This window comes from Sporolactobacillus sp. Y61, from assembly GCF_040529185.1.
Classification (GTDB): Bacteria; Bacillota; Bacilli; order Bacillales; family Sporolactobacillaceae; genus Sporolactobacillus.
On record NZ_CP159510.1, the window covers coordinates 1,421,487 to 1,444,557 of the forward strand.

Annotated in this window: 24 protein-coding genes and 2 pseudogenes; 23 read left to right on the forward strand and 3 right to left on the reverse strand. The window is 46.0% G+C overall.

From position 1 onward, the window contains the following. The first annotated feature begins 139 nt into the window (after nt 1–139). Nucleotides 140–1,804 carry an IS1634 family transposase gene (locus ABNN70_RS06845; RefSeq protein ID WP_353949231.1) on the forward strand — a complete coding sequence of 555 codons (1,665 nt, stop codon included), beginning with the start codon at nt 140–142 and terminating at the stop codon, nt 1,802–1,804. A gap of 311 nt (nt 1,805–2,115) precedes the next feature. Here ABNN70_RS06845 and ABNN70_RS06850 read toward each other — a convergent pair whose 3' ends face one another. Continuing rightward, complete coding sequence (locus ABNN70_RS06850; protein ID WP_353949232.1) at nt 2,116–2,631, reverse strand: hypothetical protein; 516 nt, start codon at nt 2,629–2,631, stop codon at nt 2,116–2,118. Between the two features lie 563 nt (nt 2,632–3,194). Here ABNN70_RS06850 and ilvB point away from each other — a divergent pair. From ilvB to ABNN70_RS06935, 17 genes and pseudogenes are all read left to right on the forward strand, one after another. Next, complete coding sequence (ilvB, locus tag ABNN70_RS06855) at nt 3,195–4,901, forward strand: biosynthetic-type acetolactate synthase large subunit (protein WP_353949233.1); 1,707 nt, start codon at nt 3,195–3,197, stop codon at nt 4,899–4,901. 4 nt (nt 4,902–4,905) lie between these two features. Beyond that, nucleotides 4,906–5,166, forward strand: a complete 261-nt coding sequence (locus tag ABNN70_RS06860) for an ACT domain-containing protein (RefSeq protein ID WP_129930572.1) — start codon at nt 4,906–4,908, stop codon at nt 5,164–5,166. A gap of 44 nt (nt 5,167–5,210) precedes the next feature. Beyond that, nucleotides 5,211–6,245, forward strand: a complete 1,035-nt coding sequence (gene ilvC / locus ABNN70_RS06865; RefSeq protein ID WP_353949234.1) for a ketol-acid reductoisomerase — start codon at nt 5,211–5,213, stop codon at nt 6,243–6,245. A gap of 43 nt (nt 6,246–6,288) precedes the next feature. Next, nucleotides 6,289–6,426, forward strand: a complete 138-nt coding sequence (locus ABNN70_RS06870) for a hypothetical protein (RefSeq protein ID WP_353949235.1) — start codon at nt 6,289–6,291, stop codon at nt 6,424–6,426. Between the two features lie 15 nt (nt 6,427–6,441). Then, nucleotides 6,442–7,224, forward strand: coding sequence for an ABC transporter ATP-binding protein (locus tag ABNN70_RS06875; protein WP_353949236.1), 783 nt, complete (start codon nt 6,442–6,444; stop codon nt 7,222–7,224). An 852-nt stretch (nt 7,225–8,076) separates the two neighbouring features. Continuing rightward, nucleotides 8,077–8,505, forward strand: coding sequence for a DUF5082 family protein (locus ABNN70_RS06880; protein WP_353949237.1), 429 nt, complete (start codon nt 8,077–8,079; stop codon nt 8,503–8,505). Beyond that, the gene (locus tag ABNN70_RS06885; RefSeq protein WP_129930564.1) at nt 8,505–8,759 is read left to right on the forward strand and encodes a DUF5344 family protein; all 255 of its coding nucleotides are present in this window, start codon (nt 8,505–8,507) and stop codon (nt 8,757–8,759) included. Before ABNN70_RS06880 ends, ABNN70_RS06885 begins: the two co-directional genes overlap by 1 nt. Beyond that, the gene (locus ABNN70_RS06890) at nt 8,756–10,804 is read left to right on the forward strand and encodes a T7SS effector LXG polymorphic toxin (protein ID WP_353949238.1); all 2,049 of its coding nucleotides are present in this window, start codon (nt 8,756–8,758) and stop codon (nt 10,802–10,804) included. Before ABNN70_RS06885 ends, ABNN70_RS06890 begins: the two co-directional genes overlap by 4 nt. A 49-nt stretch (nt 10,805–10,853) precedes the next feature. Next, complete coding sequence (locus ABNN70_RS06895) at nt 10,854–11,249, forward strand: Imm63 family immunity protein (protein ID WP_353949239.1); 396 nt, start codon at nt 10,854–10,856, stop codon at nt 11,247–11,249. A gap of 87 nt (nt 11,250–11,336) precedes the next feature. Next, on the forward strand, nt 11,337–11,507 hold the full coding sequence (locus ABNN70_RS06900; RefSeq protein ID WP_353949240.1) for a hypothetical protein: 171 nt from the start codon (nt 11,337–11,339) through the stop codon (nt 11,505–11,507). Between the two features lie 304 nt (nt 11,508–11,811). Continuing rightward, nucleotides 11,812–12,336, forward strand: a complete 525-nt coding sequence (locus tag ABNN70_RS06905; protein ID WP_353949396.1) for an IS630 family transposase — start codon at nt 11,812–11,814, stop codon at nt 12,334–12,336. A gap of 86 nt (nt 12,337–12,422) precedes the next feature. Then, the gene (locus ABNN70_RS06910) at nt 12,423–12,713 is read left to right on the forward strand and encodes a hypothetical protein (RefSeq protein WP_353949241.1); all 291 of its coding nucleotides are present in this window, start codon (nt 12,423–12,425) and stop codon (nt 12,711–12,713) included. A 188-nt stretch (nt 12,714–12,901) separates the two neighbouring features. Continuing rightward, nucleotides 12,902–13,354, forward strand: coding sequence for a hypothetical protein (locus ABNN70_RS06915; protein WP_353949242.1), 453 nt, complete (start codon nt 12,902–12,904; stop codon nt 13,352–13,354). 170 nt (nt 13,355–13,524) lie between these two features. Continuing rightward, the gene (locus ABNN70_RS06920; protein WP_353949243.1) at nt 13,525–13,815 is read left to right on the forward strand and encodes a TNT domain-containing protein; all 291 of its coding nucleotides are present in this window, start codon (nt 13,525–13,527) and stop codon (nt 13,813–13,815) included. Continuing rightward, complete coding sequence (locus ABNN70_RS06925; protein WP_353949244.1) at nt 13,812–14,051, forward strand: hypothetical protein; 240 nt, start codon at nt 13,812–13,814, stop codon at nt 14,049–14,051. The genes ABNN70_RS06920 and ABNN70_RS06925 overlap by 4 nt, the downstream gene beginning before the upstream one ends. 124 nt (nt 14,052–14,175) lie before the next feature. After that, nucleotides 14,176–14,754 (forward strand): annotated as a pseudogene (locus tag ABNN70_RS06930) (transposase); the annotation flags it as partial. Nucleotides 14,755–15,216: 462 nt separating this feature from the next. Beyond that, nucleotides 15,217–16,882: pseudogene (locus ABNN70_RS06935) on the forward strand (IS1634 family transposase). Between the two features lie 169 nt (nt 16,883–17,051). Here ABNN70_RS06935 and ABNN70_RS06940 read toward each other — a convergent pair. Then, complete coding sequence (locus ABNN70_RS06940) at nt 17,052–17,258, reverse strand: hypothetical protein (protein WP_353949245.1); 207 nt, start codon at nt 17,256–17,258, stop codon at nt 17,052–17,054. Nucleotides 17,259–17,363: 105 nt separating this feature from the next. Next, on the reverse strand, nt 17,364–18,245 hold the full coding sequence (locus tag ABNN70_RS06945; protein ID WP_353949246.1) for an ISL3 family transposase: 882 nt from the start codon (nt 18,243–18,245) through the stop codon (nt 17,364–17,366). 77 nt (nt 18,246–18,322) lie between these two features. Between ABNN70_RS06945 and ABNN70_RS06950 the strand changes: the two genes are divergently transcribed. From ABNN70_RS06950 to essB, 5 genes are all read left to right on the forward strand, one after another. Continuing rightward, nucleotides 18,323–18,688: an ADP-ribosyltransferase gene (locus ABNN70_RS06950; RefSeq protein ID WP_353949397.1), complete on the forward strand. Its 366-nt coding sequence runs from the start codon at nt 18,323–18,325 to the stop codon at nt 18,686–18,688. An 11-nt stretch (nt 18,689–18,699) separates the two neighbouring features. Then, complete coding sequence (locus tag ABNN70_RS06955; protein ID WP_353949247.1) at nt 18,700–19,722, forward strand: ADP-ribosylglycohydrolase family protein; 1,023 nt, start codon at nt 18,700–18,702, stop codon at nt 19,720–19,722. A 1,332-nt stretch (nt 19,723–21,054) separates the two neighbouring features. Next, a complete protein-coding gene (locus ABNN70_RS06960) occupies nt 21,055–21,348 on the forward strand; it encodes a WXG100 family type VII secretion target (protein WP_129930558.1) in 294 nt (97 codons plus the stop codon). Between the two features lie 94 nt (nt 21,349–21,442). After that, the gene (locus ABNN70_RS06965) at nt 21,443–21,682 is read left to right on the forward strand and encodes an EsaB/YukD family protein (RefSeq protein WP_165364330.1); all 240 of its coding nucleotides are present in this window, start codon (nt 21,443–21,445) and stop codon (nt 21,680–21,682) included. Nucleotides 21,683–21,693: 11 nt separating this feature from the next. Beyond that, nucleotides 21,694–23,037 (forward strand): type VII secretion protein EssB, encoded by a 1,344-nt coding sequence (gene essB / locus ABNN70_RS06970; RefSeq protein ID WP_353949248.1) that lies wholly within the window; start codon nt 21,694–21,696, stop codon nt 23,035–23,037. Nucleotides 23,038–23,071: the final 34 nt, after the last annotated feature.

The window sequence follows — 23,071 nt, forward strand, 5'->3', positions numbered from 1 at the left end:
GATTAAAGGAATCCCTTGTTCTAGGGATTTTTTTTAATTATCCACATGTGTATAATAGGTCATCCAAAAGTTATCCATAGGCACACATCTGTGGATAACTATGCTTGATGTTGAAACTCACCTGTAATATAATATAGGCATGTACTTACGAAGGGTTTCTCGAAAAAATAAAGATGGTCGTACAGTAGCCTATCTGCAGCTAGCTCAAAATGAGTGGGATTCCAAGGCCAAATATGCCAAAGCAAGGGTGATTTATTCGTTCGGTCGCGAGGATCAACTGGATGTTGACGCGCTCCGTCGGCTGGTGGAAAGCATTTCAAGGTATCTCTCTCCTGAAGAAGCCCTGCGGGCTCAGTCTAAGATTGGTCAGGCGGCTGATTTTGCTTTCAAAGCATCCAAAAGGCTGGGTGGAGTCTGGACACTGGATCAGCTCTGGAAAATGCTGAGCATGGATCAAATCATTCATGAATTATTGGCGGGTCGTAAACATGATATCGACGTCGAACGACTCATCTTCGCTATGGTGGCCAATCGAGCTCTGGATCCAACAAGCAAGCTGGGGCTTGAGGAGTGGATACAGGATGAAGTGGCACTGCCCGGACTCAATGAGGCACATGTCCATCAGTTTTACCGTGCCATGGATTTACTCCTGGAAATGCGCAGCCAGCTGGAGGAACAGGTTTATTTTTCGACAGCGAATCTACTGAATCTTGAAGTCGACCTGATCTATTTTGATACAACCTCGTCCTACTTTGAGGTTGAGCCCCAGGAAGCTCCGGAAAAGGAAAATCTGCGAAAGCTGGGCTATTCCAAAGACAAACGTTCGGATCTGCTGCAGGTGGTCATCGGCATGGCCGTTACGAAGGAAGGCTTGCCCATCCGATGTTGGGTCTGGCCAGGTAACACGGCGGATAAAACAGTCGTTGAAGAGGCCAAAAAGGATTTGGTTGGCTGGAAGCTGGGACGGGTGATCAGTGTGATGGACCGTGGCTTTTCCACGGAGGACAATCTAACGACGCTGCAGCGTGCCGGAGGGCATTATATTGTTGGTGAGCCCATGCGTTCCGGTAAGAAAATTGTGGATGAAGCAATGTCCCGTAAGGGACGTTATCAAAAGGTTCGCAACCCTCTTGAAGTTAAGGAGATTGTCGTCGGGGACGGAGAAAAGCGGCAGCGTTTTATCCTCGCCTACAACTCAAAAGAAGCAGAGAAAGATAAGAAACAGCGGGAACGACTGGTTCGTGATTTGGAGATGGCTCTGGAAGACTTACATCAGTTGCCTGAAAAGACGTATACCAAAGCGGCCTGTGCCCTGCGGTCACATAAGCTTTATGGTCGTTATCTTCGCCAGCTGAAGGGCGGGCAGCTGAGAATTAATCGGCAGGCGCTTCGAGATGCAGCGCGCTATGACGGGAAATACCTAATTCGAACATCGGATGACACCCTGCCCGCAGAAGAAGTGGCGCTGGGATACAAGAACCTGATGGCTGTAGAAAATGGATTCCGAACCTTAAAGTCTACACTCTGTCTTCGACCGATGTACCATCGGATCGAGGATCGGATTAAGACGCACGTTTTGCTGAACTGGCTGGCTCTGCTTCTCATTCGGCTGGCGGAACTGAAGACCGGTGAAACCTGGCCAAAACTGAAACATACCATGGATCAGATGGTTTTGGGCAAATTTTCTTCGAAAAAAGGAGACTTCTATCAAAGGACGGAAATCACCGCAAAACAGCATGAAATCATTAAGACTCTTGGGATAAAGGTTCCTCGAAAGATAAGTCGAATCGACCTTAAATCTTAGATACACACATATAAAAATCAAAAGTCCGAAAACAGGCTATCTGTCGCCTTTTTTCGGACTTTTGTGTACCTGGAAACTGTCGAAGTCGAGTTTACGTTGTCTCGCTTTCTGCCAGTTAGCGAAGTCTTCTCATTCATGTGTGGGGCAAGACTTTATGATGCTGATCAAAAGCGACTTTCACGTTAGCCAGGTGACGCCGACGGCTGCAAGTCGATTGCCATGGTGCCACCTGTTTTTCTAACTTTCTCGCATCAAAAGCAGCGTATTTCATACCCTCAGAGCTGATGGCTAAATCGGCTACGCTCATATATCTAAACCAACCGTATAATTTGTCTCAGGGAGTGCCTGATTTTCGCATGGCACCTGTAATGAAACGGTTCGCTTATCGTGAATCCATCCACGGGCCTTCTTGCCACCCTTTGTAAAAGCGTGCCGTCATTGGGGCAGAGCGGCATGCTCCGGAGTGCTGCTTTGCCCGTCCCGAAAATGGTCAATGGATCACAGGAATCAAGGGAGGCGATTACGCCGTGTGCTGATCCGGGTTTGGTGTCCGGACCGCGGGCCATGACGCAGTGAGGCAGAAGGGGATTCAGAAAGGATGCCCTTCTGAGGCGCGCGGTCTGTCCCGTGTGCAGACGGAAGGCAGGATCACGGATGTTTTCGGACAGCGTGACAGATAAAAGGCCCGCTGGCTGATATTTCGGTCTTTCAGAAGAAAAGATCGATGTCCGGATCTGACGGTGCCGGAAAACATGGCCGAACATAATGAGCAGAAATCGGACGAAACGGGATCGATTATTTTGGATCATACAGAACAGATGATGCACAGCTGACTGCCTCCCTTTTCTGAAAAAATTCAGGTGCCAAATGCAGCAACGAAAAAGCCGCCCATTCGTGATTGAATGGGCGGCTTTCCTGAACCCATCCAACGCAAATCCGGGTTCAGGCATTTCACGTTTTTCAACGAATGCCGGAACCCTAACTAATAATCAAAATGACGTTGTGCGTTTGCTGGATTGGGTAAATCATTTAAACTACTCCTTACCTGAATTGTCACATTAATTTGTAAAGTTAATATATCATGGCACGCGAGCTGTGTCAACTCAAACACAGTGCAGAAAACTATTTTTAAGGATAACCCGGGCAAAAGCAGGGAAAATGCTGGATCACAAAAAAAATAAAAATATTTTTCTTCTATAAGAGCGCTTAAAAAAGACCCGAAAATCAGGCAAAAGGGGGTTGACTGAATTTTTCAAAGTGCTTAACATTTGTGCCAATCCCATAAATTTCATTTCCAGGTTGACCGGAAGTAGAGATCAAAGGGATTGAGGCAGAACATATACAGAAAGGATGAAGTGCCTCAGACAGAAAAAGAGAGGAGGAACCTGAATTGACTGTAAAGGCGGGACATGACAGGGATACGGGGGCAGATGCTCTGATGCGTCTGATCAGCCGGTCGGGAACGGACGTCCTGTTCGGCTATCCGGGCGGAGCGGTTCTGCCGATTTATGATGCGGTTTACCGGCATCATATGCGCCACATCCTGACGAGACATGAGCAGGGTGCGGTGCATGCGGCGGAGGGTTATGCCAGGGTTTCGGGGAAACCGGGTGTCGTGCTGGCAACGAGCGGTCCGGGCGCGACAAATCTGATTACGGGTCTGATGGATGCGCTGATCGATTCACTCCCCCTGGTTGTCTTTACCGGACAGGTGACGCGCGGTGCAATCAATACCGATGCGTTCCAGGAAGCGGACGTGGTCAGTATGACCGCTCCGGCAACGAAGCATAATTTCCGGGTCCGAAGTGCAGACGAACTGCCGGAAGTTGTTGCTGAAGCGTTTTATCTCGCAACAAGCGGACGTCCGGGTCCGGTTCTGGTGGATCTGCCAAAGGATATTTGCGCAGGTAGTCTGGAGAACGTCCCGGAGTCTATCCATGATGTTGTGCTGCCCGGTTATCATGTGACGAAAACAGCAGATATCCGGGCTGTACAGAGACTGGCTGCTGCGCTGCAAACCGCTGAACGACCGGTGCTGCTTTCCGGGGCAGGCGTCATTCATTCCGGTGCAGCTGACCGGCTTCGGGATTTTGCTGAACGCTGTCATTTACCGGTTGTGACGACTTTTCTCGGTCTCGGCAGCTTTCCCGGATCTCATCCGCTGTTTCTCGGGATGGGCGGCATGCATGGCACGTTTGCGGCCAACATGGCGCTTTCCGAGTGCGATCTGCTCGTCAATATCGGCTCGCGGTTCGATGACCGGCTGACCGGGAATATTGAAAAATTTGCTCCGGATGCACAGGTTGCCCATGTGGATATTGATCCGTCGGAAATTGGAAAAGTGGTAAAGACCGATTATGGCCTGGTCGGCGATGCCGGCACGGTGCTCTGTCAACTGGAGGAGGCGCTGAACGCTCCGCTCCCGGATCACGGCAGCTGGCTGAATCATCTGCGCGATTATAGGGCGGCACATCCGCTGCATTACGATCACCAGCAGTCGAAAAGGGAGCTGCTGCCCCAGTACGTTATCGAGAGAATCTGCCGTTTTGCCGGTCCTGATGCGGTGGTCGCGACCGATGTCGGACAGCACCAGATGTGGACTGCCCAGTATTACCGGATCGAGTCCCCGGGACATCTGGTCTCCTCAGGCGGACTGGGTACGATGGGTTACGGCCTTCCTGCAGCGATCGGTGCGCAAATAGCCGCACCCGGGAAAAAAGTTGTGGCTATCCTCGGCGATGGTGGTTTTCAGATGACGATTCAGGAGCTGGCTGTGATTGCCGGACAGAAACTTCCGGTGAACATCTTTATTTTGAACAATCATACGCTGGGCATGGTGCGCCAGTGGCAGGAATCTTTCTACGGTGAGCGGTACGCGGCATCTATTCCGGATGTACAGCCTGATTTTGTCCGCCTCGCGGAAAGTTACGGCATTACCGCCCGGCGCCTTTCCGATCCGGGCAAAGCGTCAGAAACCATCAAAGCCGCTCTTGAAGCGGATACGCCGATACTGATTGACTGCGTCGTGAAGCAGATGGAAAATGTAACACCGATGGTTCCTCCTGGTAAAGGATTGATGGAAATGACGGGAGCGTGATCACATGAAACAGACATTAATCGTTGAGACAGCACCGGGTCCTGATGTTCTCGCACGGGTGACGATGCTTCTGGCACGCGGCAATTTGTCTATTGCCGGTATGGATGCTGAACGACAAGACGCGCGGTTTCACCTGCGCCTGACCCTGGTGGCAGAACGTGAGCAGCAGGTAGAGCGCTTTATCCGGCAGGCGGAAAAACTGGTGGATGTCTATGCTGTTGCACCCCCTACTGAAAAAAGTGTTCGTATGAAAGCTGCAAAATGAAAAGACGGAATATTGGAAATTAAAAAAACGAAGGAGATATGAAAATGACAGCAACTGTTTACTATGATAACGATATCGATGATCAGGTTTTGCGCGGCAGGAAAATCGCGGTACTCGGGTATGGCTCACAGGGGCACTCACAGGCCCAGAACCTGCGCGACAGCGGGTTTTCAGTGACAATCGGCGCGCGTCCGGGCAAATCCTGGGACAAAGCAGTGCGGGATGGTTTTACAGTAAAGACGGTTCGGGAGGCTGCTGCTGAAGCGGATGTCGTGATGATGCTGCTCCCGGATGAACGTCAGCCGGAGGTGTATAACAAAGAAGTGGCGGAGGGACTTGAACCTGGAAATGCACTCGCCTTTTCGCACGGCTTCAACATCCATTTTACTCAGATCGTTCCGCCGAAGGATGTCGATGTCTTTATGGTCGCACCGAAAGGTCCGGGTCACTTCTGTCGCCGTGAATACCTGAACGGAGGCGGCGTTCCGGCATTCTACGCGGTTCATCAAAATGCGTCAGGTGACGCGGAAGCTCTGGCGCTTGCCTGGGCCAAAGGACTGGGTGCGGCACGTGCCGGTGTGCTGAAAACCACATTCAAAGAAGAGACGGAAACTGACCTGTTTGGCGAACAGGCCGTACTGATGGGCGGCTTGACGCACCTGATTGAGGCAGGCTTTGAAACGCTTGTTGAAGCGGGCTATCAGCCGGAAAATGCCTATTTTGAAACCTGCCACGAGATGAAAATGCTCACCGATCTGATCTATGAAAACGGGTTAACCGGTATGCGTTACTCCTGCTCGGATACATCGAAATTCGGCGATTTCACCGTCGGGCGTTATGTCATCGATGAAGGCGTAAAAGCGCGGATGAAAAAGGTCCTGGAGAATATCCAGTCGGGTAAGTTTGCCCGTGACTGGGTTCTTGAAAATAAAGTCGGACGCCCGATGTTCAATGCACTTCAGCAAAAAGAAAATAATTCCCAGCTGGAACAGGTTGGACGCGAGCTGCGCCGCCTGATGCCGTTTGTTAAAGAAGGCAAGCAGGACGCAGCAGACATCACGGCAAACGTTACACAATAAGCCGGATAAACCCGGATTGGAACGGGAGAAAGGGGGAAGAACATTGGGGATCAGGTATCAGGTTTATGTGACCGTCCGGCATGTTGGTTTCATGATCTGCGGCGGCCATGCAGATTCTGATGAACTGCCCCGGATCAAACATTTGGCGGCCGGGCCTTCGTCAAAGGCCGGCCCGTTTTGAAGGGTGGAACGGTAAATGATCATTGACGCCAGAGATGTCAGTTGGGTGCGGGCGGATCGTACTATTCTCCATCATGTGGACTGGCAGATACAAAAAGGAGAATATTGGTCGCTGGTCGGTCTGAACGGATCAGGCAAAACCACCCTGCTCAAGATGATCAACGGTTACATCTGGCCGACAAGCGGTTCACTTTCCGTGCTGAACAAGCCGTTCGGATCATACGATCTGCGCGAATTACGCAAGAAAATCGGCTGGGTCAGTTCAGCACTTTCAGAAAGAATCAGGCCGGCTGATGATCCGGAGTCCATTGTCCTCAGCGGCCGATTTGCCTCTATCGGTCTTTACGACAGCGTGTCACCGGATGAATGTGAAAAAGCTCAGGCTTTATTAAACAGGCTGGGATGCTCATCGTTTGCGGGCAGAGCATTCGGACTTCTGTCTCAGGGCGAAAAGCAGCGCGTTCTGATTGCCCGGGCATTAATGGCTGACCCGGAGCTTCTGATCCTTGATGAACCCTGTAACGGACTGGATCTCTTTGCCAGAGAGCAATTGCTGTCCCTGATCTCCCGCCTGGCCCATTCAGCAGAGGCACCGTCTCTGATATTCGTGACGCACCATGTTGAAGAAATTCTGCCATGCTTTGAACATACTTTACTGCTTAAGGCGGGGACGGTTTTTAAATCCGGAAAAACAGGTGAAGTCATGACGCCTGAGGTGATGACAGATTTTTACGATCACCGTGTTTCCGTTCAGAGGCGAAGCGGGCGTCTTCACGTGGATCTGTGCGTTCATGGATAGTCCAGCGGTTCATTATATAGTATCGATCACATTGAGAGCTCTTCTGTGACTCTTTCGGTTTGGAAAAACCCGGAAGAGAGCGGAAGAGCTTTATTGTACAAAAATCTCTGCCGGATCCTGATCACAGGGTTCAGGGTACTCATTGGTAAGCAGCAAATGAAACAAAAAGTCGCGCGTAAAAAGTAATACCAGTAAAAAGGATGCATGATCTTCTGACTATTTCAGCTGTTTTCCTTTCAGCGTGCGGGATATTTCGGGGTTTTTCATGACTTATGGCTGTGTTCTTTTAAAAATTATGTGTTTTATAATGTGGGAAAGAAAGTGCTTACTTCACAAAATCATCACAAAATGGTCTCATATATGCCAAATGATGAAGCCCCTCCTTCAGCCGTACTGTGATCTGCAATAACCCCTGGGAGTTTTTTTCATGGCAGGCAGATCAGGATCATACCGGGAGAATGACGCAGTTTCGCAGCCAAATACGGACAGGAATCGGTGAATACAGGAGATCTGATCAGAGGCTGAACGGAATAATTGATCAGCCGGGACAGTTCTGGGAGGGCACTTCAAGCGGGGCGTTCCGGGATCAGTATATCTGACTTCGCCTTCTTTCCAGCTGATGCAGTAGCTTCCGGATACATCAACAGGGAGCCCGTGAAGATGGCGAACCTCCTTGAAGAAACTGATCAGCGAAAGGCCGGTCAGACCAACAGTAAATCAGTAAAATCCGGCCGGACTTTTTCGCGGAGATTCGGCTGTTTATGCAGTATGAAGAAGGAATCATACCCGGCCGGACGGGAGTACATAAAACTCAGGCTCAGCCAGGTCTTTTTAACGGGAAGGGGTGTTTCCATGGGAGCTTCTGAAACGCTGAACATGATTTTTCGCACGCTGTCGTATCGCTCCGCGGCACTTGACGATCAGATCGAACGACTGAAACGTGCCAACAGAAAGCTGGGACGAGAACAGGCGGAGGCGCTGCACGCGATCCGCCGTCTGACTCAGCCGGAAACAGGAGCGCACTGGACTGGCTCCCATGCCCGTTCTTTTCAAAGGAAAAGGGATGATGCGCAGGACAGGATGCGTGCCAGAATGACAGCAAGCATAGACGGCTACCAGCGAGGGATTGAATCGAAAATTCGCGAGCTGCGGATGGAAAGTGATTTTCTCCAGTCAACCGGCAGTATGGCAAGGGAAGCCGGCCGAATGCTGGACAGAGGGGAAAAAGCAGCAGATGCTCTGGAACGCAATCTGACATCTATTAAAAGGCGGTTGTTCTAATGTACAAGATTGAGCTCAATGACAGTGTGGTGAAGAGTCGAATAGACCAGGCGGAACAGGCCCTCAGTCGCTTGATGCCTCCGGGATCTTTTTCCTGTGGCAGTAATCGGCTGGCTGCAACAGGAGCCTGGCGGGAAAGGGAACAGATGCTGGTACGGCTTTTATCTGCCTATCTGGCCGGTGTGCAGAAAAATATCAGTGATACACGGGCCAATGTTGACCTTCTGAAGCGGCAGGACGAGGTGATCAGATGAGGGCGGCCCGTTATGGCGGCGCAGGTTCGGCAGGCAGCACTCAGGTTTATGATGCGGAATCACTCAAAGCTGCTGCTGAATCGCAGGCAGATACTTATCAAAATCTTCGCGATCAGTTCCATGCTCTCCGGACAGCGTTTACGCAGCTCTCTGAACTGGGTTCCGACTTCCAGGGGCAGGGCGCAACCGCGATTAAAAACTTCTATTCAGCGCAGGTGCAAGTCGTTGATGCCTGGCTGAGACTTCTGGACAAGCAGGTCGCTTATTATCGGGGCATTGCCGGTGAGATTGACGACAGGCAGTTAGGTGGCAGGACCCATGTGCAAATCCCTTTTCTCAATGAAGATCTGATGATGGGCTACGCCCGTTCCAAAGCTATGATCAGGGATCAGCGCGAACAGATTTCCCGAATCCTCCGCAGTGTTTCCGATCTTGTTTCAATCCCCGTTTTCTCTAATCATGATGTGGATCAGGCACTGGATGAGGCTGAAAAAAAGCGGGCGCAGACGGTGCTTGATGTCCAGAATCTTGATCAGAGCCTGACGAGTGAATACCATCAGATTACCGAAGATCTGCCGTACATTGCCTCGCTTTATGGCGAACTGATTCACGCAACGAAGCAGGGTGCGGACGTGCAGCCGATGCATTTCAACGCTGAAGCCTGGCGTAGCAGTGCTATTTACCAGGCACAGGATGAAATGAAGCAGGTAACGGGAAATTATCTGCAATACAAAAAGCAGCAGGAAAATGTTCGCGAGATGGAGAAGCAGAAAGAGGCGGAAGCAAACCGGCCATGGTATCAAAAAGCCGGATCTGCGATGGCCACATTTGCCGGTGAGCTCTCCGGCTATTATGATTATCTCAGGGCGGTCGAAGGCATCGATCCGGAGACCGGACGAAAGCTGAGCGCCGGCGAACGCGCCACTGCCGGGGCCATGGCGGCGGCAACATTTATCCCGATTATCGGCTGGGGCGGACGGATCGCCAAAGGCGGCACGGCCCTCTACAAAACGACGCGCGGCACGGAAGCAGTCGGTAAAGCACTGAACACTTACGACCAGGCAAACCAAACACTCAAAGTGCTCAGCCAAAGTGAAAAAGGAATCACCGCCCTGCTCGCCGCAAACGGCATCACTCAGGCCACCACCGGCAGAGATCTGTTCGGCAGACAGCTGACGGAAGACGAGCAAAGAAGCAGCCTCCTTCAAGGCGTGTTCATGATGAATCTCTTCACCCGCAGGCTCGCCATTTCACCCGAGCAAAAAGCGAGTGTGCATGAGCAGAGCCAGGCATTTAAAGCACATGTAGCCAAAATTGTCCATAATGCTAAAGCATCGGTCAGCTCAAACAAATGGAAACCGGCGATGGCCGGGGCATCCGATGATCTTGCGAAAGTGAGTGATGATGCAGAGGGTATAGCGAAGACACTTAGTGCGACGAAAGTTGATAGGTCGGGGAATATTGGTGAGAAGAGCTCAGCAGGTGTTGGGAGAGCGAATGATGACGCTATACATTCTAATTTAGTTAGTACTTTCGGAGAAATGAATGATGAAGATGCTATTAGATATAATCAATATTGGGTAGATGTCTCAAAAGGATTGGACACTGAAACTCGAGTAAAATTAACTCAATGGGGTCACTATAGACCAAGCACTAGTCTATACAGTGAGTACAAACATGTATATGATAACCCTAAATATTATAATCAGGAAACGGGAGAAATTTATTGGCCTAAGAATAATGGTGCAGAACTAGGGACTGAGGAAAGAGTATCCATGGGATCTGGAGATACATTTGGTAGAATTGGAGGAGAAAAAGGAAGGTTCGTCGCTCCTTGTGGAACTTCTCCAGAACAACTATCACTTGCTCCAGGAACCGACTTGTCTAAATACACGGAGTATAGAGTTTTGCAAGAGATACCTGATATTGAAAAAGCAAGGGTAGCCCCTTGGTTTGATCAACCAGGTGGAGGAATTCAATTCTTCATGCCAGCGAAAATAAAGGATTTATTACAACAGGGGTATATTGAAAAAATAGGAAAGTAAGGAAGTGTGATTAATTTTGAAGCTCCTAAAATTATTGGATACAATGGATTTGAAGAAAGAAATAAATCCAAAAATAAAAACTTTAAACTATTATTCTAACGAGATATATTTCAGCCATCCTAATTTAGGCTATGATGGTTCTTATATTTATAGTGATGCCCAAGGGTATCATTATGTTGAAACAGAAAGAGGTGAGAAAACAACACATAAAGTAACAGATGATGTATTTGAAATTAGTTATTGGGTGCTTGAACCGATTGTAAGCGAGATTGCCTTTAATTTTGAATCAAAAAATAGAGTTTATGGTGAAGATTCTAGGAAGCTGGCTTTTAGAAAAAAATTAGAACTTTTCTCATTAATTGGAGAAAATTTTAAAAAGAGAGAAGAAATTGAGCAAAGTGAAATATTAAAAAGAGTACCATATAAACATATCAAAGAAAATTAACATAGACTAGTGCATCGTAACTACGATTTCAAAGTTTATTGTAATAAAATTCCTTTTTTGGTACTATTTAGTTAAAAAAGTGAAATGATGCGACACATAAAATACATTATTGCTTTGAATGACGACGAAGTGACCCTCCTTGAGAAGATCTTTAAAGACAAAACGACCAGTCAAACCACCAAGAAACGCAGTCAGATTTTACTGGATGCCGACGTCAATCACGGAAAAACACGCCAACGTAAAGAAATTGCAAAATAAAGTCGCGTTGCCCCTTAACCGTAGCCAATGTGATCAGGCTTTTTGTAAACAACGGCCTGGATGATGCCCTAACTTTTAAACGCGGTTAAGGTTCAAATCACTCAAACCAAAAAATCGATGGCGAAGCCGAAACAAAAATCATTGAACTGGCTTGCGGACCTGCGCCTGAAGGCTATTCGCGCTGGTCATTACGGCTGTTGGAAAAGGAATCCAAAGTGATTTTGGATGTGCCTGTGAAAAAAGATGCAATCGGTCGGATGTTAAAAAAAACGAACTTAAACCTCACCGTGATGACTACTGAGCGATCCCCAAGAAACAAGACGCCGATTTTGTAGCACATATGGAGGACGTGCTGGACGTCTATTCGCAACCGTATGATCCACAAAAGCCGTTAATCTGTCTGGATGAAAAGACCTACATGATGCATGCGGATAAAGTTAAACCCTTACCGATCAAAAACAAAAGCCCACGCAAAATCGACTATGAATATGAACGAAAAGGTTCCTGTTCTATCTTCGGACTTATTGAACCCTTGACCGGCAAGCAATATGTCGATGTCAGACCGACTCGGACAGCGGTGGACTTTGCCGAAGTGGTGCATCATTTAGTTGATGATTTATATCCCCAAGCCGAGAAAATAGTTCTGGTTATGGACAATCTGAACACGCATCGCATCAGCTCGTTGTATAAAAAGTATCCGCCGGCCGAAGCCAGACGAATTTTGGATAAACTGGACATTCACTATACGCCGAAACACGGCAGTTGGCTAAATATTGCAGACAAAAAGCGAGTGTGCATGAGCAAAGTCAAGCGTTTAAAGCACATGTAGCCAAAATTGTCCGCGATACAAAAGCATCAGTCAGCTCAAGTCAATGGAAACCGGCAATGGACGGGGCGTCCGATGATCTTGCGAAAGTGAGTGATGATGCAGAGGGTATAGCGAAGACGCAGCGATTGGCGAAAAGTGATACGAATGTTAACAAGGCAGATGAAGTGATTGAAAACAAAATTGAAGGTTTAAGAAAAAATGAAGTTCATGGTATTGAAATAGATAGATCTAACCATGGAAGATATACAAACAGATTAGATTATTTGCATAATAAATTTGGAGCAATGTCTGCAAGTGAATTACACGCTGAAATTAATAGGCCACAGTTAAGAAGAATGTTAGAAGACTATAGTCCATCTGATTATGCGAGAAACTAGCAGGGAAGTACTCCTTATTTTGGAATAAATGAATATGTAGATAAATTTTATTCAAAGGGTACTGTACTATGCGCAGGAGAGCCATATACTTCGTGGTATTTTTCGAAAAATGAGGTTATCTTGGAATCCGGAAAGGATGCGCAAAAACTCTTTGAGGGCTTACAAGTAAAACTTTTTTTGCTGAAGGTATGGATAAAGCGATTTACAGAGAGAAAATGGGAGCATATAGATTGAATGCTGATTTAAAAGGAGCAAATGGTTTTGCAAAAGCAAATCCACAGTTTGGAAAAGGCGGCTTAGAACAAATTTTTATCCCTGATTTTCAAGAGTTATTGCATAATAAATTTATAAGTAGAATTGATGGTGTATCATTTTGGATAAATGTTATTTTTGATGACAATCGAATGAAAATTATCGAATTAAGTGATGCTAATGAAACATTTCAAAACTCATATAATGATTGGTCAAATTATAGATACGAGAAAAAAAGAGAAGCACACGATAGGTGGATCTTACGACAATTAGGGAGACCATTTGAAGAAAAAACAAATGCATTGACTTTTAATCGAAGTTGGGGAAGTGCTACTTCCTATACTGATATGAAAAATGGCGAAGTGAAAATTATGATATCTTATAAATAAATTAGCTTTGCTAAAGAACCGTAAGAGTACATGATTTAATGCATCTTTGCGGATTTTATTTTCGAAATAGAATCTAAAGTGACTAATAATCTAAAAACCATTCGAAAGTAATACCATGTGAATAACCGAAAAAACGTGTTTTAACGAATAATATTACAAGAGAATTCAGATTGGGCAAGTCTGAAACTACAACAATGAAGCCTGGTACAATTATCGATAGATTTGGTTACGAAGCTGGAACGTTTGTTTCACCTTATGGAGTTCCATATGAAATGCGCTCATTAACTCCTGAAACATATTTAAAGCCATATAAGGTTTATGTAATAAGAAAACCAATAGAAGTGCAAGTTGGAAAAATTGCTCCATGGTTTGATGAATCAGGTCACGGCATTCAATATGAGCTGAATCAATCAGTAAGAAGTTTAATAAATAAAGGAATAATTGGAAGGATAGGAAAATGATTATGAAAAAAAATGAATTACAGCAATTGTTAACTACTGCTAATATTCCTGTGGATTTATACAAATTAAATGGAGGGTTGCCCAATGAAGCATTTTGTTTAAATAACAATAAAGAAAATAATGTTTGGGAAGTATATTATAGCGAGCGCGGGTTGAAATCACAGTTAAAGAAATTTAACTCAGAAGATGAGGCTTGTGATTATTTTTATAAAACAATGTTAGAATTTCTAAATTGATAGCATTTATCCGATTAACTATCGTCGTTTAATTATGTACCTCGGAATAACCGAAGGAAAAGATGCCGAGATATAGAGAGCCTGTAAAGAAAAACTTGAGGCTTATGGGCGCTGTACCCAAAACGTCACAGAAGTCTGCATGGATATGTCTGCGGCCTTTATTAAAGGGGCTTCCGACTACTTTCCGGACGCGTCGATTACCTTTGACAAGTTCCATGTGATTCAGGAAGCCAACCGGGCGGTCGATGTCGTACGCCGGAACGAACGGAATCGTTGTGCCGATTTAAAGAATACGCGTTATATCTGGCTGAAGAACGAGAAGAACCTGACGAAAAAGCAGAAAGAAACCCTCGATAAGTTGAAGGACAGCGAACTGGATACAGCCAAAGCCTACCGCATGCGCCTATGCCTTCAGGAGATCTACAAATATCCGGCTCAAATTGCACCGGCGGTGCTTGAAGACTGGATCCAATGGGGCCTGCGCTGCCGGCTGGCCCCCATGGTGGATCTCGCAAAGACACTGAAAAAGCATTACGGCGGTGTGGTCAGGTGGTTCCAATCCCAACTCAACAATGGGATATTGGAAGGTATCAACAGCCTATTCCAGGCCGCGAAGCGGAAAGCCAGAGGCTACCGCTCCGATAAGAATATCATCGCCATGGTCTATCTGCTTGCCGGGAAATTAGACTTCGCACAAAAATAAAAGAACAGGCATCAGTGCGGAGCCACGTATCGCTCACAACCGAACCCGTTCCCTTGTCCATGGATTAGTCTGTCCATTCTGGAGAGGTTTATTCAGGCATCAGACGGTGAACGTGGAGCGAGCAATTGAACCCGTTCCCTTGTCCGATTTTCATAGATTATCTGGAAACTACTTTACCAAACTTTGTCCTATTTCACGGGTTTTAGCGAAGAGCCTTAATTTTAGCTAAGAATATCATCATCATATTCTAGTATTTGTATTTCAATTGTTTTATCTCTTTTAACTCGACTTCGACAGTTGTAGGCACAATCTTTCAAGTGAGCGATTAAAGGAATCCCGTGTCCTAGGAATTTTTTTAAATTATCCACATGTGTATAATAGGTCATCTAAAAGTTATCCATAGGCACACATCTGTGGATAACCATGCTTGATGTTGAAACTCACCTGTAATATAATATAGGCATGTACTTACGAAGGGTTTCTCGAAAAAATAAAGATGGTCGTACAGTAGCCTATCTGCAGCTGGCTCAAAATGAGTGGGATTCCAAGGCCAAATATGCCAAAGCAAGGGTGATTTATTCGTTCGGTCGCGAGGATCAACTGGATGTTGACGCGCTCCGTCGGCTGGTGGAAAGCATTTCAAGGTATCTCTCTCCTGAAGAAGCCCTGCGGGCTCAGTCTGAGATTGGTCAGGCGGCTGATTTTGCTTTCAAAGCATCCAAAAGGCTGGGTGGAGTCTGGACACTGGATCAGCTCTGGAAAATGCTGAGCATGGACCAGATCATTCATGAATTATTGGCGGGTCGTAAACATGATATCGACGTCGAACGACTCATCTTCGCTACGGTAGCCAATCGAGCTCTGGATCCAATCAAGCAAGCTGGGGCTTGAGGAGTGGATACAGGATGAAGTGGCACTGCCTGGACTCAATGAGGCACATGTCCATCAGTTTTACCGTGCCATGGATTTACTTCTGGAAATGCGCAGCCAGCTGGAGGAACAGGTTTATTTTTCGACAGCGAATCTACTGAATCTTGAAGTCGACCTGATCTATTTTGATACAACCTCGTCCTACTTTGAGGTTGAGCCCCAGAAAGCTCCGGAAAAGGAAAATCTGCGAAAGCTGGGCTATTCCAAAGACAAACGTCCGGATCTGCTGCAGGTGGTCATCGGCATGGCCGTTACGAAGGAAGGCTTGCCCATCCGATGCTGGGTCTGGCCAGGTAACACGGCGGATAAAACAGTCGTTGAAGAGGCCAAAAAGGATTTAGTTGGCTGGAAGCTGGGACGGGTGATCAGTGTGATGGACCGTGGCTTTTCCACGGAGGACAATCTAACGACGCTGCAGCGTGCCGGAGGGCATTATATTGTTGGTGAGCCCATGCGTTCCGGTAAGAAAATTGTGGATGAAGCGATGTCCCGCAAGGGACGTTATCAAAAGGTTCGCAACCATCTTGAGGTTAAGGAGATTGTCGTCGGGGACGGAGAAAAGCGGCAGCGTTTTATCCTCGCCTACAACTCAAAAGAAGCAGAGAAAGATAAGAAACAGCGGGAACGACTGGTTCGTGATTTGGAGATGGCTCTGGAAGACTTACATCAGTTGCCTGAAAAGAAGCATACCAAAGCGGCCTGTGCCCTGCGGTCACATAAGCTTTATGGTCGTTATCTTCGCCAGCTGAAGGACGGGCAGCTGAGAATTAATCGGCAGGCGCTTCGAGATGCGGCGCGTTATGACGGGAAATACCTGATTCGAACATCGGATGATACCCTGTCCGCAGAAGAAGTGGCGCTGGGATACAAGAACCTGATGGCTGTAGAAAATGGATTCCGAACCTTAAAGTCTACACTCTGTCTTCGACCGATGTACCATCGGATCGAGGATCGGATTAAGACGCACGTTTTACTGAACTGGCTGGCTCTGCTTCTTATTCGGCTGGCGGAACTGAAGACCGGTGAAACCTGGCCAAAACTGAAACATACCATGGATCAGATGGTTCTGGGCAAATTTTCTTCAAAAAAAGGAGACTTCTATCAAAGGACGGAAATCACCGCAAAACAGCATGAAATCATTAAGGCTCTTGGGATAAAGGTCCCTCGAAAGATATGTCGAATCGACCTTAAATCCTAGATACACACATATAAAAATTAAAAGTCCGAAAACAGGCTACCTGTCGCCTTTTTTCGGACTTTTGTGTACCTAGAAACTGTCGAAGTCGAGTTTAATCAGCTCTTCAACTGTGGTTTCATCTATCTGTCTTTTTGTTTGACGTAATACTTGTGTTATCTCCAGCGATACATTATATTTTTTCAAAACTTTTAATAGTATCTAACAAATCTTGCAGCTTCTCTGGAGTCTTTAAATAATCCCAAGTCAAAACAGGAAGTTGATTTTCAATTTGTTTTTTAACTTTACTAATCGATTCGCCACTATATTTTCTAATTTGGGGTATGAGCTTGTTTGCATTATCTACGCTTATAAATTTCACTTCAATTGTATTACCCATACAAATCTTAACCCCCTAAAAGTCTTTAATTTTATTTATCTACTCTCCTGGTATGCTGGCACAGGCGCATGCGGTAGGCCTTGGCTGTATCCAGTTCGCTGTCCTTCAACTTATCGAGGGTTTTTTATGCTTTTTCGTCAGGTTCTTCTCGTTCTTCAGCCAGATATAACGCGTATTCTTTAAATCGGCACAACGATTCCGTTCGTTCCGGCGTACGACATCGACCGCCCGGTTGGCTTCCTGAATCACATGGAACTTGTCAAAGGTAATCGACGCGTCCGGAAAGTAGTCGGAAGCCCTTTTAATAAAGGCCGCAGACATATCCATGCAGACTTCTGTGACGTTTTGGACACGGCCCCCATGGGCTTCGAGTTTTTCTTTACAGGCTCTCCATGTCTCGGCATCTTTCCCTTTGGCGACGTGGATGACATTTTTCTTTTCGGAATCCACAAAGATCGTAATATAATTGTGCCCGCGCTTTGAGGAGGTCTCGTCGGTATTAATCTTTGTCACCTGGGACAAGTCCTGAACAGCTAAAGCGTGATCTACATAATGATGCAGAATCCGCCATAGTCGGGTATCATGTTCACCGACCAGACGGCTGACCGCGTTCATCGGCATATCTTTAACCAATTTCATAATCCAGGCATCAAAAAGTTTGGTAAAACCCGCACGGGGCTTGATGGCCCATGGAATTTCCACCCGCTGTTTTTTACCACACTTTTTACAATCTGTCCTCGGATGTTCCGCGTGGATGTAGCAGGGGTATTCTAAAAAGTTCAGATGCCTCCACGTACGATCGTAATCAGCGATATCATAGATCGGCTGGTGTCCGGCACCACAGTTTGGACACGATAACAGCGCTTCTTTGTAGACTTTTAAATAAACATCCAACTTTTTTTGGCTTTCGTTGAAGATACAGTCATGAACGTACCAGGGTTCTGTAATATGGAATAAGTTTTCCAGGTCATTGAATTCTACTAACATTTGAAAACCACCTGTCGTTTTTAATTAGGTAGTTTCCAGTATTTCCAGGTTCATTCATTTTAATCAGCGAAGAAGCGATTAAGTTACCTCAAGATATTACTGTTTATAGAGGGACTGACTCAAGACCTTTTGAACAATTATTAGAGATAGATCAATTAACTGGAGAATATAATTGGCACACTTTAATTGGAAAAACTTTTAAAGAGTATGCATTTTTAAGTACTTCTGTCGAACAAAGAGCAGCTTTTAATCACTTAAATGTGTCTTGGGAAATTAATCTGCCTAAAGGAACTACTGGAGGAATGTTAAATCAAGTAAGCAACTACCCGATAGAAGCAGAATTTTTACTTAATGCAGGGCAAGAATTTCTAATTTCAGACACCAAAGTGGATAGTTTTGGTAATGTTAAGGTAATAATGGATTTAATTTTAAATTCAAAGTAGGAGGTCATTCTATGAGCAGGAGAATGGTGGATCGATGGGAAGATGACAATAAAAGTTATTTAAAATTGAATATTAAAAATAGAATTTATCCTACTTTGTATGGTTTAGTAATTGGGGATTGTTTAGGGGTACCAGTAGAATTTAAAAAAAGAGGGACTTTCACTATTGCCGATATGGAAGGTTATGGAACCTATAATCAACCTAAAGGGACATGGTCAGATGATTCCTCATTAACGTTTTGCTTAATGGAGAATATTGTGGAAAATGGTGATGAAGCTTCATTGTTACGGAAATTTGTAAAATATAAAGAAGAGGGGTATCTAACCCCATATGGTGCAATGTTTGATATTGGAAACACTACAATAGAAGCGGTAAACCGTTTCCTGGGGGGATCATCACCCAGTCAATGCGGTGGCAAAGAAGAGTATGACAATGGAAATGGTGCTCTAATGAGAATTGCGCCTTTAGCATTTATATTATGTAGCAATTTTAACTTTATTGAAAAGTGTAATGTAATTAAAAAGTATACGGAGTTGACACATGCGCATCCAAGATCAATAGTCGGCTCGATTATCTATATTCAGCTGTTAATCGCAATGTATTTAAACAATTCCATTAATTTATCTATTTCAGGAATAGAGAAACTGTTCAAAACAAATTTCAATGAAAATCATGTATATAGAAAAGAGTTAGAGAGTTATAAGAGAATTTTTCAAGACGGTTTTTTTGACTTAAAAGAAAATGAAATAAAATCAAGTGGATATGTAGTGGATACACTGGAAGCAGCTATTTGGTGTTTAGGTACAACAAAGACCTTTGAAGGAGCGGTATTAAAGGCAGTTAATTTAGGTGGAGATACAGATACGATAGCTTCTATTACTGGAAGTTTGGCGGGGATTTACTATAAAATGGATGCTATCCCGGAAAAGTGGATAAGACAAATTGCAAGTAAAGAAAAAGTTGATGAGTTAATTAATAGATTCATGTTGTATTGTGCAAATCAAGCGGTAATTAAGGAATATGGTGAGTTATAAAAAAAGAATTAGTTACCGAACAAATTAAAATGGCCGGAAGTATGATTACTGAACAGTTAAAGAGTACCTATCCAAATGTTAAATTAACTCAATGATTATAGGTGACGGTGGCCACGTCATCGGCCCCCTTTTGCCAAAAAATAGGCCACCTAATGCCAAGAATTAGTCCACCTTCTGCCATAATTTGATCCATAGGTATTGAATAATGCCTTTTGTCCACGCCCAGTGAACAGGCCGCTATTTCGAAGATTTCGATCATGATGATTGGCGGTGGAAAAATTAGAGAAAAATCCTAGTAAGATTCATCAATAGATGGCCGGTTCTGGCCCTTCCCTATCTAACTACTACGACCATTTTCTTTGAGGTTCTGACAAGGGCGACCGTAGGGAGGGCGGAGCCTTTACCCTTGCCAGGTTCTCAGAGAAAGTGGATACTCTCTCAAGATAGGGAAAGGGAACAGCGCAGAAACTGACGGGGCTCACCATCTGCCTCCTGGTCTATTTACTTGCAGAAGGTGGCTCATGTTGTGGCAGAACATGGCCTACTTTTTGGCACGAGTGGCCTATTTCGATGGCCGCCTTCAATAGGGATGGAGAAGGTACAATTGGAAAATATTGTTTCTGATTTTAAGGCTTTCAAACCTGTGAATAAAGATGTATAAAAAAGGCACTCTACTACCTTGAATTTCTAATAATTTGGAGCCCATTGGATTTAAGTCAATCTTTTGGACACCATTCGAGCAGCACCCTCACATTGGGATGAGGGTGCTGTTTTTTGCTTAATAGAAATTCTGCCAGGGCGGCGCAGCCTACAAAATGGTGCGCAGCATGAATGAATGAATGAAGACGTCCGGCCATGCACTGAACACCTGCGACCGGACAGGCCAGCCGTTCAAGTTGCTCAGCCAGAGTGAGAAACACATCGATGCTGCCTGCCCCACATAACGTCCCCGGGATCGACACCTGCGCCCCGGAAAAATCCGAAGTGTGAATACATGTATCGTGAAGCTGAATCACTTATCTGGGGACGATACGGAATGCCAAATGGGGAAAAAGGCCTGATAAATCCATACTGTTTTCATGATATTTCTTTCAGCGTGCGGGATTTTTCGGGGTTTTTCGTGACTTATGGCGGTGCCCTTCTGGAATTTATGTGTTTTATAATGTGAGAAAGAAAGTGCTTACTTCACATAAGCGTCACAGAAAAGTCGCATGTTTTTCAAATAATCCGGAAAACTTCTGTTGAAAAATGCTCAGCGATCAATCCGCTTTATGGTGGATTCATCATAATATACGCACACCAAGTTGTGCAATAACCCGAGGAGGTTTTTTCATGGCAGGACAGATCAGGCTTACACCGGAAGAATTACGCAGTTTCGCGGCGAAATACGGACAGGAATCGGCGAACGCGGGAGATATGATCGGACGTCTGAACGGGATGATTGATCAGCTGGGACAGGTCTGGGAGGGCTCTTCAAGCCAGGCATTCCGGGATCAGTATATCCGGCTTCGCCCCTCTTTCCAGCAAATGCAGCAGCTTTTGGATGACATCAACAGGCAGCTGGCGCAGACGGCGAACATTCTTGAAGAAACCGATCAGCGAATTGCCGGTCAGATCAACGGATAAAAGATCCAAAAGGGCCGAGACCTCATCCGGGGTTTCGGTCTTTTATAGATAAAGGATGAATCGGCTTGACAAAACCATGATGAGGGGTGAGGGCATGTATATCAATATCACGGTTGATCTGTCGCATTATCACAGGCCTTCACTTGATTTACGGATCTCGGACAGGCAGCCGGTCAGGCAGCTGATTCAGACGGTCTGGAAGATTAACGGGATCAGTGATCCGCCGCGACCCGGTTATTGGGTACGCGTGTCCAATAAGGCTCAGATGATTCGCGGATATGAAGTCTTACGCGATAAAAAGATTTCAAGCGGAGATAAACTCACCGTATTGTGAGGAGTGACATCATGCCACAGGAAGAGAGCTTTTTTCAATCAAAATATGAAGCACAGGCAGAGTTCAAAGAAGGGAAATACGTGCTGACCTTTCAGCGGGTAAAGATACCGCTTCGCCAGGCTGATGAGCTCGGTGCGCTGGGGAGCATTGACGACGGGGTCGAACGGAAGATCGAGACAAATGAAGATGAAATCGTTATTATTGCCGGACCCGAAAAGACTCTGAGACCCTTTTCAGATTTAAAGCAGGAGACAGCAACAGAACGTCTGATATTTGCCAGCAATCTGATTCACTTCTTTGCTTGCTATCGAAATCAGCGGGTGATCCCGTCCTGTTTTCCTGAAAATATCTTCTTTACGCCCGGGTTTGAACCTGTTTTTCTTCATTATGGAATAAAAGACAGTCTTCCTCCTGTTTCATATCAGGAGGAAGAGTCATTGCGGCAGGTGAAGGCAGTGGCAGCCCTCCTCTTTGATCCTGCCCATCCTTTTGATACATATTTGAAATTTGATTTTGCGGCAAAAACCACACGCTTTGTCAAAGATATTCTGCGATGCACCACTTTTCAATCGATGTTAGGCCTTGTTGAGAAAGAGCGGAGAAAGGAAATTGGCGAAGAGAAACGGAGTATAAGGCTTCCGAAAAAAAGGAACAGGGTCAAAAATAGTGTAATGACCGGGACTGTCGTGTTATTGATTCCGCTGATCATCCTGACGGTTTATGCTTTCATCATTCAGATGCCGAGACAGGATCTGTTCGAGCAGAGTCATGAGCATTATCTGCAGGACCAGTACAGTGATGTGGTCACTGTACTGGACCCGGTGGATGAGGATCAGATGCCGAAAGTTGTCCGATATGAGCTTGCCGTCTCCTATGTGAAAAATGAGGCACTGACCGAGTCGCAGCAGAACACTATTTTGAACGATCTGACGCTTCAGAGCAACCCTTTGTATTACCGGTACTGGATTCAGACCGGAAGAGGGGAAACGTCGGGTGCGCTCAATACAGCCCGTTCATTAAATGACCGGATGCTGATTGCGTACGGCCTGTTAAAGGAGAAAGCGGCCCTTCAGGATAACCTGTCCATGAACGGCAAACAGAAGCAGGAACGTCTTCAGAGTATCGATTCAGAGCTGAAAAAATATAGCGAAATCCTGGGCAGTGGAGAAAGTTCGCCGGCGGATGGAGCGGCCCGGCCGGCCGATTCCGAAACGGGCAACGACGGTGGATCCCCTGATGAAGAGACAAGCGGGTCAAGTGCCGGTTCCACGGGGAGCAGCACGGCTCCGGACACATCCGCGGCACAGGATAAAGCGGGAAGCCGTACCGGCAGTTCCGGAACGTCGGGGAAATGATGAACGGGAAGCCTGATACTTCTGGGAGGAGGAA